The 15,551-nt window shown below is 54.4% G+C and carries 13 protein-coding genes and 1 tRNA gene; 13 read left to right on the top strand and 1 reads right to left on the bottom strand.

Translation table 11 applies throughout. The features are described from left to right. Positions 1–201 precede the first annotated feature (201 nt). The 7 genes from AC1EKS_RS01295 to der all read left to right on the top strand — a co-directional run bounded on the left by AC1EKS_RS01295 (position 202) and on the right by der (position 6,851). Complete coding sequence (locus tag AC1EKS_RS01295) at positions 202–1,038, top strand: ParA family protein (RefSeq protein ID WP_481008507.1); 837 nt, start codon at positions 202–204, stop codon at positions 1,036–1,038. After that, the gene (locus tag AC1EKS_RS01290; protein ID WP_481008463.1) at positions 1,022–1,906 is read left to right on the top strand and encodes a segregation and condensation protein A; all 885 of its coding nucleotides are present in this window, start codon (positions 1,022–1,024) and stop codon (positions 1,904–1,906) included. Before AC1EKS_RS01295 ends, AC1EKS_RS01290 begins: the two co-directional genes overlap by 17 nt. Next, a complete protein-coding gene (gene scpB, locus AC1EKS_RS01285; RefSeq protein ID WP_481008462.1) occupies positions 1,899–2,471 on the top strand; it encodes an SMC-Scp complex subunit ScpB in 573 nt (190 codons plus the stop codon). The genes AC1EKS_RS01290 and scpB overlap by 8 nt, the downstream gene beginning before the upstream one ends. Before the next feature lie 170 nt (positions 2,472–2,641). Then, a complete protein-coding gene (locus tag AC1EKS_RS01280; RefSeq protein ID WP_481010187.1) occupies positions 2,642–3,397 on the top strand; it encodes a pseudouridine synthase in 756 nt (251 codons plus the stop codon). 9 nt (positions 3,398–3,406) lie between these two features. Then, positions 3,407–4,537 (top strand): prephenate dehydrogenase, encoded by a 1,131-nt coding sequence (locus AC1EKS_RS01275; RefSeq protein ID WP_481008461.1) that lies wholly within the window; start codon positions 3,407–3,409, stop codon positions 4,535–4,537. A gap of 122 nt (positions 4,538–4,659) precedes the next feature. Beyond that, complete coding sequence (cmk, locus tag AC1EKS_RS01270) at positions 4,660–5,370, top strand: (d)CMP kinase (RefSeq protein WP_481008460.1); 711 nt, start codon at positions 4,660–4,662, stop codon at positions 5,368–5,370. A 41-nt stretch (positions 5,371–5,411) separates the two neighbouring features. Next, the gene (gene der / locus AC1EKS_RS01265) at positions 5,412–6,851 is read left to right on the top strand and encodes a ribosome biogenesis GTPase Der (RefSeq protein WP_481008459.1); all 1,440 of its coding nucleotides are present in this window, start codon (positions 5,412–5,414) and stop codon (positions 6,849–6,851) included. A gap of 235 nt (positions 6,852–7,086) precedes the next feature. Here der and AC1EKS_RS01260 read toward each other — a convergent pair. Further along, positions 7,087–7,172: transfer RNA gene (locus tag AC1EKS_RS01260), tRNA-Leu, on the bottom strand. Positions 7,173–7,221: 49 nt separating this feature from the next. Here AC1EKS_RS01260 and AC1EKS_RS01255 point away from each other — a divergent pair. From AC1EKS_RS01255 to coaE, 6 genes are all read left to right on the top strand, one after another. After that, a complete protein-coding gene (locus AC1EKS_RS01255) occupies positions 7,222–7,830 on the top strand; it encodes an ANTAR domain-containing response regulator (protein ID WP_481008458.1) in 609 nt (202 codons plus the stop codon). A 78-nt stretch (positions 7,831–7,908) separates the two neighbouring features. After that, positions 7,909–10,572, top strand: coding sequence for a DNA polymerase I (gene polA / locus AC1EKS_RS01250; protein ID WP_481008457.1), 2,664 nt, complete (start codon positions 7,909–7,911; stop codon positions 10,570–10,572). A 225-nt stretch (positions 10,573–10,797) separates the two neighbouring features. Next, complete coding sequence (gene rpsA / locus AC1EKS_RS01245) at positions 10,798–12,255, top strand: 30S ribosomal protein S1 (protein ID WP_481008456.1); 1,458 nt, start codon at positions 10,798–10,800, stop codon at positions 12,253–12,255. A gap of 173 nt (positions 12,256–12,428) precedes the next feature. Continuing rightward, on the top strand, positions 12,429–12,917 hold the full coding sequence (locus AC1EKS_RS01240; RefSeq protein WP_481008455.1) for a hypothetical protein: 489 nt from the start codon (positions 12,429–12,431) through the stop codon (positions 12,915–12,917). Between the two features lie 25 nt (positions 12,918–12,942). Then, on the top strand, positions 12,943–14,499 hold the full coding sequence (locus AC1EKS_RS01235) for a hypothetical protein (RefSeq protein WP_481008454.1): 1,557 nt from the start codon (positions 12,943–12,945) through the stop codon (positions 14,497–14,499). Positions 14,500–14,606: 107 nt separating this feature from the next. Continuing rightward, a complete protein-coding gene (gene coaE / locus AC1EKS_RS01230) occupies positions 14,607–15,269 on the top strand; it encodes a dephospho-CoA kinase (RefSeq protein WP_481008453.1) in 663 nt (220 codons plus the stop codon). Positions 15,270–15,551: the final 282 nt, after the last annotated feature.

Below are 15,551 nucleotides of genomic sequence, written 5' to 3'. Positions count from 1 at the left end.
TAGTTTCGGTACCTGGGGATTCATGACTACTTTCAAATCTCTATCTAGATGGTTACTGTCGCCTGTGTTTTTATATGCGAGTAGCGAGATACCGATTTCACGTTAGCGAGTCGGGAAAAAGTTTACGGGAGCGCCGCTTGGTAACATTTTTTCTCAGCTTGTCATATCGTTATAAGGGTGAGTGAGATTCAACCAGGTTTGATGCCCCCGCCGACCCCGAAAGATGCGGAGTTCCCCGCGCCTGCGCCCCTTGATTCCCATGGGCCCGCGCGGATTATTGCCATGTGCAACCAAAAAGGTGGGGTGGGTAAAACTACCACCACCATTAACTTGGCGGCCTCGCTAGCAGAGTATGGGCGCAAAGTGCTGATCGTTGATTTCGATCCCCAAGGCGCAGCCACTGCCGGGCTGGGGGTAAACGGCAACGACCTGGACGCCACTATTTACAATGTGCTCCTGGATCGTAACGTAACCGTGGAGCAGATTATTCACCCCACCGCGATTGCAGGCATGGATCTGGTACCGGCCAATATTGATCTTTCGGCCGCCGAGATTCAAATGGTTAACGAGGTCGCCCGGGAAATGGCACTCGCACGCGCCCTCCATCCGGTTAGCGAAAAATACGACGTTATTTTGATCGACTGCCAACCCTCCCTGGGATTGCTCACGGTGAATGCCCTGACCGCGGCCCACGGGGTCATAATCCCCATGGAAACCGAATTTTTTGCCCTGCGCGGGGTGGCGCTGCTAGTTGAAACCATTGAAAAAGTGCGGGATCGTCTGAACCCGAAACTAAAAATCGACGGCATTTTGGCTACCATGGTTGATACCCGGACGCTACATTCGCGAGAAGTCATGGAGCGGCTGCAAGAAGCCTTTGGAGACCGGGTCTATCAGACAGTTATCCGCCGGACTGTGAAGTTCCCCGATGCCTCGGTGGCAACCGAACCGATAACTACTTTTGCGCCTTCCCATCCGGGGGCGGCCGCTTACCGGCAGTTGGCGCGCGAGGTTATAGCCCGTGGTGACGCCGCCTAACTCGCCGGCAGTCTCGCCTAAACATCAGGAGAACACCGGGGAGATTTCCCCGCTGTTTCCTTCCCGGGATGCTAGCGAAGCGGAAGTAGAAAAAGCTCCCCCTTTTGAACTGGAACTTGAGGTATTTTCCGGGCCCCTAGATTTGCTGCTCACCTTGATCATCAAGAATAAATTGGATATTACCGAGGTGGCGCTAGCGCAGGTAACCGATGATTTTATCGCCTATATGCAGGCGTTTCCAGATTTATCGCAAGCTTCCCAGTTCTTAGAAATTGCCGCAACTTTACTTAATATTAAGGCCAGTCAGCTGCTGCCCGGGGAAGAAGCCGAGGAACTGGATCCGGAATATTTAGAGGCTCGCGACCTGCTGTTCTCCCGTCTTTTGCAATACCGTGCCTATAAGGAAGTCGCAGAATTTTTGCGCCTACGCATCGGGGAAGGTCAGGCATACTATCCGCGGGAAGTTCCACTGCCGGCCAAGTTCGCTCGCCTGTTGCCGCCGCTGCGAGTTGATTTCACCCCCGAAGATCTCGCTCGCGCCGCTGCCGAAGCCTTTACCCGCCGTCCTCCCCAAGTCTCCCTCTCCCATTTGCATCTGCCTCAAGCCTCCCTGGCAGAACAAGCCCAAATCGTGGTTGCGGAGCTAGCTAGCACCGGTAAAGCTAGCTTTAGGGAGCTTACCCGCTCCGCCAAAAACGCTACCGAACGGGTCACTCGCTTCCTAGCTTTACTGGAGTTGTACCGTCATAGCTGCGTGGAATTTATCCAGGAAAGTGCCTTAGATGAACTGTACGTGACCTTAGAAACTAAGGAACTTCCAGACTTTACTAACTTTAATTTCGATGAATATGGAGCCGTAGATGACTAGCCCCGCCGATGACCAGCTGTTGGCCTCCCTAGAGGCTATTTTGATTGTTGCTGCCGAGCCTTTAAGTCCCGAGGAACTGGCGGCAGGAGTTCGCAGCACCCCTCAGCAGGTAAATGCCGCTTTAGAGCAGCTGCGCGCAGAATACGCCGGGGAAACTACCCGCCCGCATGGTTTCGTTTTACGCAACGTGGCGGGAGGCTGGCGGATTTATTCTGCCGCCGCGCAAGAAGAAATCGTCTCCGACTTTCTCACCCAGTCAGGGACTTCTCATCTATCTAACCCGGCATTAGAAACCTTGGCCGTAATCGCATATCGTCAGCCGGTTTCCCGCTCGGTGATCGCCAGTATCAGGGGAGTGAGCGTTGATGGGGTAGTGCGCACCCTACTGGCTCATGATTTGATTCGAGAAGTCGACCGGGCGGAGTCGGGGGCGATTCTTTACGGCACCACCGTCAGTTTCCTAGAGCGAATGGGAATGACCAGTCTGGAGGAGCTACCGCCACTCGCGCCCCACCTGCCCGGCAGCGAAGAGCTAGACGAGCTAGAGGCACGGCTAAAGGAGTAATACTTCCTCGCGATAGGATGGGAACAGATAAGAAGATAAAACCCATAGGAGAAGCCAAGTTGACTGATCTTAGTTCCTATCAGGAAAGCGATGAGGGCACCGACCGGCAAGGGCGCCCGGCAGACAAGATTCCTTTAGCCCCGATGCCTCCGCGGCGCAAAGACCCGCAGATGCCGGCAGTTGAGGTCTCCGAAACCGCGGAAAGCGGACAGCAAGAACGGCTACAAAAAGTGTTAGCAGCTGCCGGAGTAGCATCCCGGAGAGCCTGCGAGAAACTAATCGTTTCTGGGCGGGTGAAAGTCAACGGGAAAGTGGTACGCGAGTTGGGTACCAAGGTTGACCCTGATCAGGTGATGCTGCATGTTGATGGGCAGCTAGTAATGCTAGATGATTCCCGGGTAACTATCGCGCTCAATAAACCTACCGGGGTGGAATCTTCCCTGAGGGGAGCCGCTAACGACCTAACTCAATTTTTGAACGACTACCCGGAACGTCTCTTCTATGTGGGCAGGTTAGACGTGGATACTTCCGGGCTCTTGCTGTTAACCAATGATGGCGAACTCGCCAACCGCCTTACCCACCCGTCTTGGGAAGTGCCGAAAACCTACTTGGCGACTGTGAAAGGCAAATTTACTGGGAAAACCGCGCAACAGCTGCGGGAAGGCATCATGCTGGAGGACGGGTTTGCTCGCGCTGACCGGGTATCAATAAAAGGTACCCACGGGGGACTTACCCTGGTAGAAATCGAGCTGCATCTGGGACGAAATCGGATTGTGCGCCGCATGTTAGAGGCGGTCGGCGCCCCGGTGATGGAACTATCGCGGATTGCACACGGCACCGTTAAACTGGGAACTTTGCCGCTAGGGGCGACTCGCCGGCTCTCAAAACCCGAGCTGAGTGTACTGATGGAAAGCGTAGATCTTTAAGGTGAAGCTATGACAAACCCACAATCACCCCTTTCGGATACCCAAGTAGGTACTACCGGGCCGGTATTGATTATCGGAGCCGGCCTGCTAGGAGCGTCTCTGGGGATGCGCCTGAGCAAATTGGGGCTATCGGTTTTTTTACGGGATATTTCCCCGGTAGTTAACGCTCTGGCCTGCGATATGGGCGCCGGTCAAACCTGGGGGGAAAACTGCCCCGACCCTGCGTTGGTAGTAGTTGCCACGCCCCCTGATGTAGCCGCGGAAGAGGTAATTGCTGCCCTTAATGAGTTCCCGGATGCCATGGTCACTGACGTGGCCTCGGTAAAAGCCGTGATCTTAGCGGAAGTTGCGGAGGCCGGAGCGGACCTTAGTCGCTACATCGGCTCGCACCCGATGGCGGGGCGGGAACGCTCCGGTACTGCTTTTGCCCGCGAAGACCTATTTGAGTCTCGCCCCTGGGTGGTAGTTCCCAATGAAGAAACCCTGCCGAGAATAGTGCTGGCGATGCGCAGCCTAGCATTAGATGTCGGTTCCCTGCCGCTACAACTAGATGCGGAAACCCACGACCAATCTGTGGCTCTGGTTTCCCACGTTCCCCAACTGGTATCTTCGCTGCTAGCCGCCCAATTAGCGAAAGCCATGCCGGAATCTTTGGGACTAACCGGGCAAGGTCTGCGGGACACTACCCGGATTGCCTCTTCCGATCCTGCACTTTGGGCAGCAATCATCGCTGGTAACGCCGAACATGTAGCGACAGTGCTGCGGGAATTTGCAGATGATATGCAGCAAGTTTTGCACGCCCTCGAACATCCGGGAGCCGCTATTCCTTCCCCCAGCTTGGTAGGAGCCGTAACCTTAGCGATGCGGCAAGGCAACCTGGGAGTGGCGCGCATTCCCGGCAAACACGGGGGAGCGCCCCGACGTTACCAGGAAGTAATGGTGAAGGTCCCGGATCGGGCGGGTACTTTGGGGCGGCTTTTCCAGGCGGTAGGCGATACCGGTATCAATATTGAAGATCTAGAACTAGAGCACTCCCCGGGAGCGGCTTTCGGGATAGCGCGGCTGGCGATTGAACCCAACTCCGCGGCCTTGTTAGCAGAGAAACTGGAGATAAAAGGCTGGGAAATTGTGGCTTCTTAGCTTATGCGCGGCAGATATTAGCTAGGAAGCTATCCTAAAAGGCCATAAATAGCATAGTATCGAAGGGTATGGGGTGCATTCGGTACCCCGATTGATCATGCTTTCAGAAGGGTTATAACGCTATGTCAGGTGACGGTTCGCAATACGTTAGCCAGCAGATCCTTGGAGCTGGCTTGGTAATCGCCATTGATGGCCCCAGCGGGGCAGGTAAATCTACCATCGCCCGGCTATCCGCCGCGGAGCTAGGCACTAACTTTTTAGACACTGGCGCCATGTATCGTGCCCTCACCTGGTATGCCCTGCAGCAGCACGCAGATCTAAATGACCACGCGGGCCTATCACAGCTGGCAGCCACGATCCCCATGCAGGTAGAAGCAGTGGCGCATGCCCCGCGTATTTTGATTGCGGGACGCGACGTGACTCGCTTGCTGCGCGGAGCGGAGGTCACCAATGCCGTGAGCCAAGTCAGTGCAGTTCCCGGCGTGCGCGAACAGATGATTGCTCGCCAGCGACAAATAATTCAAGCCGCCCAAGCATCGGGACGGGGGATCGTAGCCGAAGGACGCGATATCACCACGGTGGTGGCTCCGGATGCGGACGTTAAAATTTTGTTGACCGCCTCCCCCGAGGTGCGCGAGCAGCGACGCAACCAACAGCTAGGTGCAGGTAGCGATTCAGTAGCTGCCCGTGACCGGGCCGACTCGCAGGTAAATAACTTCACTACTCCTGCTCCCGGAGTTGAGCTCTTAGATTCCTCCGACCTGGATGAACAAGAAACTATGGAAGCAGTAGTGGATATTGTCGGTCGGACTTTCCGGGCGCGTCAGGGCTAAGCTTTCGCCAAAGCCCCCTAGCCTCGCCTAAACTAAAAGGCGTGAGTGAAGACCTAAACCCCGCGGATTCTGCGAATCTGCTCAATGAAATTGAGCTCCAGGACGATGATCTGGAGCTGTTAGCGGGCGAGCCTGCCTCCACGCAAGCCTTAGATGCCGGCGCCCTGCCGGTTTTAGCGGTTATCGGTCGCCCAAACGTAGGTAAATCCACCCTGGTTAACCGAATTTTGGGGCGGCGCGCGGCCGTAGTACAAGACCAGCCGGGAGTAACCCGTGATCGGGTACGTTACCAGGCCCAATGGGCGGGGAAAGATTTCCAGTTGCTCGACACCGGCGGCTGGGAACTCGGGGTCAAAGGTTTAGATCAGATGGTGGCGGCGCAAGCCGAAGCCTCCATTCAGCTTGCCGATGCAGTGCTATTTGTCACCGATGCCCAGGTGGGGGCCACCGAAACCGATATGCAGATTGCTCGGATTTTGCAGCGCTGCAATAAACCGGTGATTTTAGTAGCCAATAAAGTTGATTCCGAGCGGGTAGAGGCCGACGCGGCCGCGCTTTGGTCACTGGGCTTAGGAGAACCCTTTCCGCTTTCTGCCCTCCATGGGCGAGGCAGTGGCGACCTGCTGGATAAAGCGGTTGCATTGCTTCCGGAAGAATCCCAGCATTCGCGGGCTTTGCCTGAGGGCAGTCCCGGGAGAGTGGCCTTGATTGGGCGCCCGAATGTGGGTAAATCTTCCCTGCTTAACGCCCTCGCCGGTTCGCAGCGGGTAGTGGTAAACGAATTGGCAGGCACTACCCGGGACCCGGTAGATGAAGTAATCGAGATCGCTGGGGTTCCTTGGACTTTCGTGGATACCGCCGGGATTCGCCGCCGGATGCTAAAGAGCCGGGGCGCCGACTTCTATGCTTCTTTGCGTACCCAAAGCGCGATTGAAGAAGCCGATGTGGCGATGGTGTTACTTGATGCCTCTCAGCCGCTGGCCAGCGCCGATATTAGAATAATCGAGGAAGTTATTTCTGCGGGTAGAGCCCTGGTACTGGTAAACAATAAATGGGATTTGCTCGATGAGGAACGCCGCCACGACTTAGAACGCGAATGGGATTTGCAGCTGTCTCACGTGGATTGGGCGCCGCGGATTAACCTGTCTGCTAAAACCGCCTGGCATACCAATCGCATCCAGGGAGCCTTAGCGCAGGCACTTGCGGGTTGGAATACCCGGATTTCTACCAGTGAATTAAATACTTTCCTCGGGCGGCTAGTTGCGGAGCACCCCCACCCGGTGCGGGGTGGAAAACAACCGCGAATCATGTTCGCTACCCAGGTTTCGGCGGCGCCTCCCCGGTTCGTGTTTTTCACTACCGGATTCTTAGATCCTTCCTATCGCCGTTTTATCGAAAACCGCCTGCGTGAACAGTACGGTTTTGTCGGTAGCCCCATCCAGATCTCGGTGCGAGTGCGCGAACGCCGCAAGCGTCACTAAAGCCTTAAATAGGGGTGCAGCCGGTATTCAAGGGGCAAGCGCCCTCGGGAGGATAGTTTTTAGAAAAATCGCCCCTAACCGCGATAACCACCGCTTTAGTGAGGAGTTTCATAAGGGACTTTTCGTAGGTAGGATCCGACGCAGAAAGTTAAAAGTAGTGCAGCCTGCCCGCGAAGAAAACCGATAAAAATGAGTAGGGAAACTGCCGATACCTTGGGGGTTAACCCCTGATCAGTACCTCGAGTGGGACTCGAACCCACATGTCCGGTGAAGGACGGCGGATTTTGAATCCGCTGCGTCTACCAATTCCGCCATCGAGGCTTTCTCGTAACGCTGTAAAGCGCGACGGGTTTCAGTCTAATATAGACACGTGGCAACTTCGAAATCTGATGCAAAGAAAGAACAGACTGCCGCACGTAAAGTGCTGGTAGCTGAGGATGAAACTCTGATCCGCCTGGATATTGTGGAAACTCTCACGGATGCCGGCTACGAAGTGGTAGCTGAGGCTGGAGATGGAGAGGCGGCCTATCAGGCAGCACTTGAATATCAGCCTGACCTGTGCGTAATGGATGTGAAGATGCCCAAAATGGACGGAATCACGGCTGCGGAAAAAATCATGAAGGAAATTTCTTGCGCAGTAGTGATGCTCACCGCATTTTCACAAAAAGAATTGGTGGAACGGGCGCGGGACGCGGGCGCTATGGCGTATGTAGTTAAACCTTTTACTCCCGCCGAACTCTTGCCCGCGGTAGAAATCGCGCTTTCGCGGCACGCCGAGATTCAATCCCTGGAAAATGAAGTCGCTGATCTGCAGGATCGTTTCGAGACTCGCAAAGTAGTGGATCGGGCTAAAGGGCTGCTGATGGAAAACATGGAGATGAGCGAACCGGACGCTTTCCGTTGGATTCAAACCACTTCCATGAATCGGCGCCTCACAATGCGGGAAGTTGCCGAAGCGGTGGTGGAACAGATCGGCTAAAACTACTTTGAACAGCAGCTATAAAGTGCTGCTGTAGCAGTAGGGCCTTTCCTCTAGGATAGTTACTAGGAGGAAAATATGGCCGATAAGAAAACTCTGCTAGTAGTTGACGGGCATTCTGCAGCTTTTCGCGCGTTCTACGCCCTCGACCCCGCGAATTTCCGTACCCAAGAGGGGCAATATACTAACGCGGTGTTCGGGTTTTTGCGGATGCTAGTAAAAATGCTGCAGGACGAACAACCCGATTATTTGGCAGTCGCTTTCGATGTTTCCCGCCATTCTTTCCGCACCGATGAATACCCGGACTACAAGGGGGGCCGCAAACCCACTCCGCCAGAGTTTATAGGGCAAGTGGATCTGATAAAAGAAGCGCTTCGCCACCTGGGAGTCACCACTTTAGAACAAGAAAACATCGAGGCCGACGATATTTTAGCTACCCTCGCCACCCGGGGGGCAGCATCCGGAATGCAGGTGCTGGTCGCCAGCGGGGATCGTGACACCTTCCAGTTATCAAATGAGCAGGTTACGGTACTTTATCCTTCCCGCTCGATCACCGACTTAAAACGGATGACTCCCCAGGCTATTGCAGATAAATACGGGGTGCCGCCCAGTCGCTACCCGGAGATCGCCGCCTTGACTGGGGAGAAAGCCGATAACCTGCCAGGCGTGCCGGGGGTAGGGGAGAAAACCGCTGCCGCCTGGATAAATAAATATGACGGCTTGGCGGGAGTGATCGCCCATGCCGCCGATATTGGCGGCAAACGGGGGGAAGACCTGCGCGCCCACCTGGAGGATGTCAAACGCAACCGCAAGCTCAATGCGCTGCTGACTGATCTGGATTTGGGGGTAGAGGTTACCGAACTCACTTTTGGGAAAGCAGATGCCCCCAAGCTAGAAAAACTACTCGACAAATTGGAGATAGGACCGGGAACCCGCCAGGCGCTAGCCAGTATTCCTGCCTTCTCCCTCGGATCTAAGCCCCCGGAAAAACGCGCCGAAGTCAAACTCGTTGCCCCGGAGAAGGTTGCCGCCTGGATAGCGGACCTCACCGAGCCGGTAGGGGTAGTAGTTGAGGGAGTCTTCACCCCTGGCAGTGGGGAGGCCACCCAGGTTACTTTGGCCAGTAAAAATGAAGCTGCCCGCATCAGTTTCATTGAAGATGGCGCCGAAACAGTAGCCGCGCTGAGCCAATGGTTGCAAAACCCCCAGCGAAGTGTTTTCCATAACTGGAAAAGCGCTTGGCACGCCCTTAAGGGAGTGGGAATTACGCTCGGTTTACCCAGCTGGGATAGTGAAATTGGCGGTTATCTGCTGGATCCTTCTGCCCGCTCCTACGATATTGAGGTATTGAGCGGCAAGATTTTGGGGCATCCTCTGGTAGTAGAGGAAGAAGAAGCTAGCGGACAAACCGCCCTAGATTTTTCGGGTACCTCTAATACCAAGACCGCACAGATAGCGGCCGCGCTACCCGAGATTGCCCGCGGGGAGCAAGAGCGGCTATCTGCGGGACGTACCCAGCATTTATGGCAAGAGATGGAGCGGCCGATAGCCGAAATTCTTGCCCGGATGGAAGATACCGGAATTGCGATATCGGACCAGGTGCTGGGGGACCTCGAGAATGATTTAAGACGGCAGACCGAAGACGCCAAGCAGGCGGCTAGAAGTGAAGTGGACCGGCCGGAGCTGAATCTATCTAGCCCCAAACAGCTACAAGAAGTTTTATTCGACCAATTAGGGATGCCCAAGACGAAGAAAACTCGTACCGGATACACCACGAACGCGGATGCCTTGGAGTGGCTGTTTAACAAAACCCAGCATCCGTTCCTGCAGTATTTGCTGGCGCACCGGGACTCGATAAAACTTTTGCAGACCGTGGAGGGGCTACAAAAAGCAGTTCATGATGATGGTCGCATCCACACCACCTTTAAACAAACTGTCACCGCCACCGGCCGGCTTTCCTCTGCCGACCCCAACTTGCAAAATATTCCGGTACGCTCCGATACCGGGCAACGTATCCGGGAAGCCTTCGTTAGCGGTCCGGGATACGAAAACTTGATGAGCGTGGATTATTCCCAGATTGAGATGCGGGTAATGGCGCATATGTCGGGAGATCAAGATCTGATAGCCGCTATTAGGACCGGCGAAGATTTACACCGCACTATGGCCGCCATGATTTTCGGGATTTCACCCGAAGATGTAGATGACCAGATGCGCTCGAAGGTAAAAGCCACCTCCTATGGATTGGCTTACGGCTTATCGGCCTATGGACTAGCGAATCAGCTGCGGATTCCGCAAAAGGAAGCAGAGAAATTAATGGAGCGGTACTTTGCGCGGTTTGGCAAAGTACGCAGCTATTTAGGGCAGATCGTAGAGGAGGCGCGCGAGCGCGGCTATACCGAAACCATGCAGGGGCGGCGCCGGCAACTGCCTGATTTAAAGAGCTCGAATCACACTTTGCGACGCATGGCGGAGCGCGCTGCTTTGAATGCTCCTATCCAGGGGACGGCAGCGGATTTGATGAAACAGGCGATGATTCGGGTGGATCAGGAATTGAAAGCACAAAAACTGGCTTCCCGAGTACTGTTGCAGATTCATGACGAATTAATCCTGGAAGTTGCGGCGGGAGAGGAAACGCGGTTGCGCTCCCTGGTAGAGGAGGCAATGTGTCATGCTGCCGAACTGGCCGTACCTCTGGTAGTTGGTGTCGGGGTGGGTGAAAACTGGCGGAGCGCTGCCCACTAGCGAAATATTTTATGCGAGCAAAGTGAGGGTAACTAGATAGCTTCGGGCGCATCCTCAATCCTGATATCACTGTGTGATCGCATACATTTTGCCAAAATACCCTCCGCTAGGGGTCTTTCAGCTGGAGCCGAAAGGGTTTTTGCTGATAGGCTCAACAAGGTTTCTTTTATTAGGAACCAAATTGTCCATATTGTCTATTAAGTCCGTTTTGGAGAAATTATCTCTATGACCACCTCTACTGAGCAGCTGGATCAAGTTGCCGTAAATGATATCGGTTCACAAGAAGAACTACTTGCTGCAATCGATAAAACTATTAAGTACTTTGGCGATGGCGACATCGTTACCGGTACTGTCGTGCGGGTCGACCGCGATGAAGTCCTCCTAGATATTGGTTACAAAACCGAGGGCGTTATCCTCTCCCGCGAGCTATCCATCAAACATGATGTGAGTCCCGAAGACGTTGTCCAGGTGGGCGACGAAATCGAAGCCCTGGTATTGCAGAAGGAAGATAAGGAGGGGCGCTTACTGCTTTCGAAGAAGCGTGCCCAATACGAGCGTGCCTGGGGCGACGTCCAGAAGGTCAAGGAAGCCGATGGCGTAGTCACCGGTACCGTGATCGAGGTGGTCAAGGGCGGCCTGATTTTGGATATCGGTCTGCGTGGTTTCTTGCCGGCTTCGCTGGTAGAGATGCGCCGCGTGCGCGACCTTGCTCCTTATATTGGCCGGGAACTTGAAGCCAAGATTATTGAGCTGGATGAGAACCGCAACAACGTGGTGCTTTCGCGCCGTGCCTGGCTGGAGCAAACCCAGGCGGAGGTACGCACCCAGTTCCTGGATACCCTGCAAAAGGGCCAGATTCGTTCCGGCGTGGTTTCTTCGATCGTCAACTTCGGTGCGTTCGTGGACCTGGGCGGAGTAGACGGCCTGGTGCACGTATCCGAACTTTCTTGGAAACATATCGATCACCCCTCCGAAGTGGTGGAAGTCGGCCAGGAAGTCTCCGTCGAGGTACTGGATGTGGATATGGATCGCGAACGGGTTTCGCTGTCCTTGAAAGCCACCCAGGAAGATCCCTGGCAGACCTTCGCGCGCACCCACGCTATCGGCCAAGTGGTGCCGGGCAAGGTTACCAAACTGGTTCCCTTCGGCGCGTTTGTGCGGGTCGAGGACGGTATCGAAGGCTTGGTGCATATCTCTGAACTGGCGCAGCGTCACGTAGAGGTACCGGAACAGGTCGTTAAAGTCGGCGAAGAAGTATTCGTTAAAGTTATCGACATTGATCTGGATCGTCGCCGGATTTCGCTGTCGCTCAAGCAGGCGAACGAGGGCGTAGACCCCAACAATACCGAGTTTGATCCGTCGCTGTATGGCATGACTGCCGAATACGACGAAGAAGGCAACTACAAGTACCCCGAAGGCTTTGATCCGGAAACCAATGAGTGGATGGAAGGCTACGAGGCTCAGCGGGAAGCTTGGGAAGAAGAATACGCCCAGGCGGAAGCCCGTTGGAAGGCTCACAAGGAACAGGTGGCTAAGGCTCTGGAAGCCGATACTGAAGCCGCCGCCACCCGCCCGGATCCCGCGGAAAATGCCAGCTACTCGACCGAGAGTGAAGACTCCTCCGGTACTTTGGCTTCTGATGAAGCCCTAGCGGCTCTCCGCGAGAAACTAACTGGCGAGTAAAGCAGGTTGCAGTTCTAACCAAGAACTCTAACGCTTAACTTTCAGGGTGGGCAGAAGCTTAAAGCTTCTGCCCACCCTGTTTTATTTGCCAGGACACTAGCCTTGATTATTGCGGATTAGCCTCATTTTTCTATCTTCTGTTTTGCTTAGTTAATGCCTGGTAGCGTGAAACTATGAATCAGATGCCGGGTACTAATAATGAGGGCAGTAAGACTCGAAACCCGAACCAGCTCCCACCGCAGGCCGGTGCCTACGGTCCCCCCGGAACGGTTTTCCCCGCAAATCAGCCGCCAACGGCACCCCAATTTTCTTATCCCGGCCCGCAGGCGGGCGGAGGCTCTCCTTATCCGCAGCCGGCGCTGCCGCCGGTTACCTTACCGCCAGCAGTTCCTCCGGGATATGGGCAGCAGCCTTCGGGTGATAGGCCTAAAGCGGCGGTCCCTTTTAACGCAAACCTTGCGGGACAGAGCGCAGCTCCTGCTCAGATATTAGCGGTCGTGCTGTTAATAGTTGGGATCATAATCGCGGCAGCGTATCTGGGGTTCTTACTGCTGGTACTGGTAAAACCGGAAATTTTGGCGTTGCCGGCATCGATTTCAGCACCGCTTTCAATGACCACTCTCGTAGAACAGCTGGGGAATATTACCTTATGTTTGTGGTGAGCAGGTTTTAAGGTAGGTAGTGACTATGAAAACTAAGCAAGTTTCCGCTGCTGCCAGCGCACAGGGCCGCTTGGTTATGCGCCTGTTAGGGGTGTTAGTTACTTTGGTGCTGATTGATTTGGCACTAACTTTTTATCTATTTGTATTCTCCGGTGACAGCGGGAAACTGGGCGCGGCATTCACCAAGGGAAAAACACCTACTGTTTCCACGGTGATCGAGGTGCATAAACAGGTAAAAAGTGATTCCGTTACTCCCTACGTAGTTACTGAAGCTAGTCCGGCAGTGATGGTCAAGGAGACCGTAGATATCTGGCTAATTTTTATTACTAGCGAAGGTGCTAGTGCTCAGCCACTATCTTTGGATGGGAAAGCGAAAGGAGAACCCTTTAGCTTGCCGGCCTGCGATAACGGTCTGGCGCAGCCCTATGAGGTATTCGGCGGTCAGATAGTTTGTAAGGGTGCGCTCGGGGAGAAGGAGTATGCTCCGGCATCTGCCGCTAAAATCGGCGATTGCGCGGGAGAAATAATCTACCGTGACAATCAGGTTATGGTCTGCGCAACTCCTAGCGCTAAGCAGGCACAAACAGTTATTTACCTGCAGAAAGGCAAGACTATTTGGAAAACTAGTCTGCAGGGTAAACCGGCCTTGGCAGCCAATAGTAAATCCATTTGGGCAACCCGCCTAACCGATAAGCAGGGGAAGATTAGTTACCAAAGATTTGATGTCCCCGGGGCACCGGATTCCGGCGCCCAAAAGCCTGCCGGCTGGGATGCCATTAAGAAGGTGGATTTTAATAATATTGATATTACTAACGCCAAGGGCGAGCCGTGCAAACTTACGGATGGCAGGTTCAAGGAGTCGCCAGACCCAGGTCGGGATATAGGCCTCGCCGTTGGTATTAGGCAAAACGATAAAGTTTATGCCGATATCAATGGTGATGGTTACCTAGATTTCGCCCAGGTTCTCTATCTACAAACTGTTGGAGGAGAGATACCGGAAAGAGATGAGGGAGAACGTACTTTTCAAGGGCGAGTCGAACAGATACTGGTGTGGATTTGGGATCCCCAAAGTCAACAGCCTAAGTTGATGGAATCCAAGCTGATTCCTCCTTCTAATGGCCCATTTTGTGAGGGACCAGTCAGTAGCGAGAGTCTTTTTGCCGCTGATTTATCGGCGGCGCAAGGCCTGGGGATAAAAGTTAAGTACCTTTATAGTCAGGCTGGCTGGAGTGATGTTGTCACTGAAGGCAAAGACAGGGAGCAGTTGACCCAGGTTTCCCGCAGTGAAGAAGCAGAATATCGGGCAGTTAAGGACAACTTAGTCAGAGTCCTGGATGGAAGCTATTCTGCGGTGATGCCCCCAGGAGCCTGCATGGAAGGAGGGGAATCCGATTACCTTTGGAACGATGTTCCGGACTTGTTGCCGTTCCGCGGTGCCGATTCTTCTCTTGCGGTTTCACCCCAAAGGTATAAGAACTCCGGTTACTACTGGGATGCGATTTGGAAAGACTCTCAAGGAAATATTCTTTGGTATGGATTTGACGGCACGCATGAAAATTATGTTCTGGGCTGGGAAAAGTGAAAATCGTCAATAACTAAGGATATATCTACGCCCGGTAGCTGTAGATTTTGCTAACGCTAAAACATCATCTCTTGGGCGGAAGCGGATTCGCTCGGTAGGCTTAGGGCGTGAGTGAACTATTGATTTACCGCAACCCGGATCGGGGAGCGCGTTGGGCGGCGGCCTCTCCCATGAACGCCCTCTCGGTAGCGGTAACTGGTGGGATCGGCTCCGGTAAATCCACGGCGGTCCACACTTTAAAGGCTCTAGGGGCTAAAACTTGCAGCGCCGATGAACTGGCAGGGGAGGCTCTAGTAGATTTAGCGCCCGATATTGCCCGCGCTTTTGACCACCCCGAGTGGGAAAGCGGAGTCGATCGCAGCGGACTAGCAGCCATCGTGTTTAATAATCCCGACGCCCGCCTCCTCCTAGAATCTATAACCCACCCCTATATCGCGTTCCTTTCCGACCGTTTCTTTGCCTCCCTCACTCCGGGAGATATCGGCATTTACGACCTTCCTTTGCTAGCGGAAAATCCGAATGCGCGGGCTTTTGACGTGATTGTGGCAGTGACTGCGCCCTTGGAGCAGCGTTACCAGCGCCTGCTTCAGCGCTCCGGTATGGAGCCGGCACAAGTAGATGCCCGAATCGCGGCGCAAGCCAGTGAGGAACAGCGTCGCGCGATTGCCAACTTTGAACTGGTCAATGACACCACCCGCGAAGATTTACGGCGCACGATTGCCTCGGAGCTATGGCCCGAGCTGCGGCGCCTGGCCAATGGCGACAGCTAATAGAATCGGTTCATGAAAGTAAGCGCGTCTACTTAAGCGCGGGCAGAGGTTTTTCCTCCCGCCCAAAAACTCGAAAAAGCCACCGGCATTTTTCGAGTTTTACGCCCGCCTAGCCGACTCGGATAAAACCTCTGCCCGCGCCACTTAGGTGTTCACGCACCCAACCCAAGCTCGAAGCTACTAGCCGCGTTCCCGAAAGAGCCTTCGGCGCCGCCAAAAAAGTAACGGATAATACCCTGGGGCTAACTGGACGGGTACCCCGGGGAGGCTGCTAGATTAGGC

Source organism: Varibaculum sp. C0165D1 (assembly GCF_056590355.1).
The sequence above is the reverse complement of the archived record's forward strand: the minus strand, read 5'-3'. Positions and strand labels throughout refer to the sequence as shown.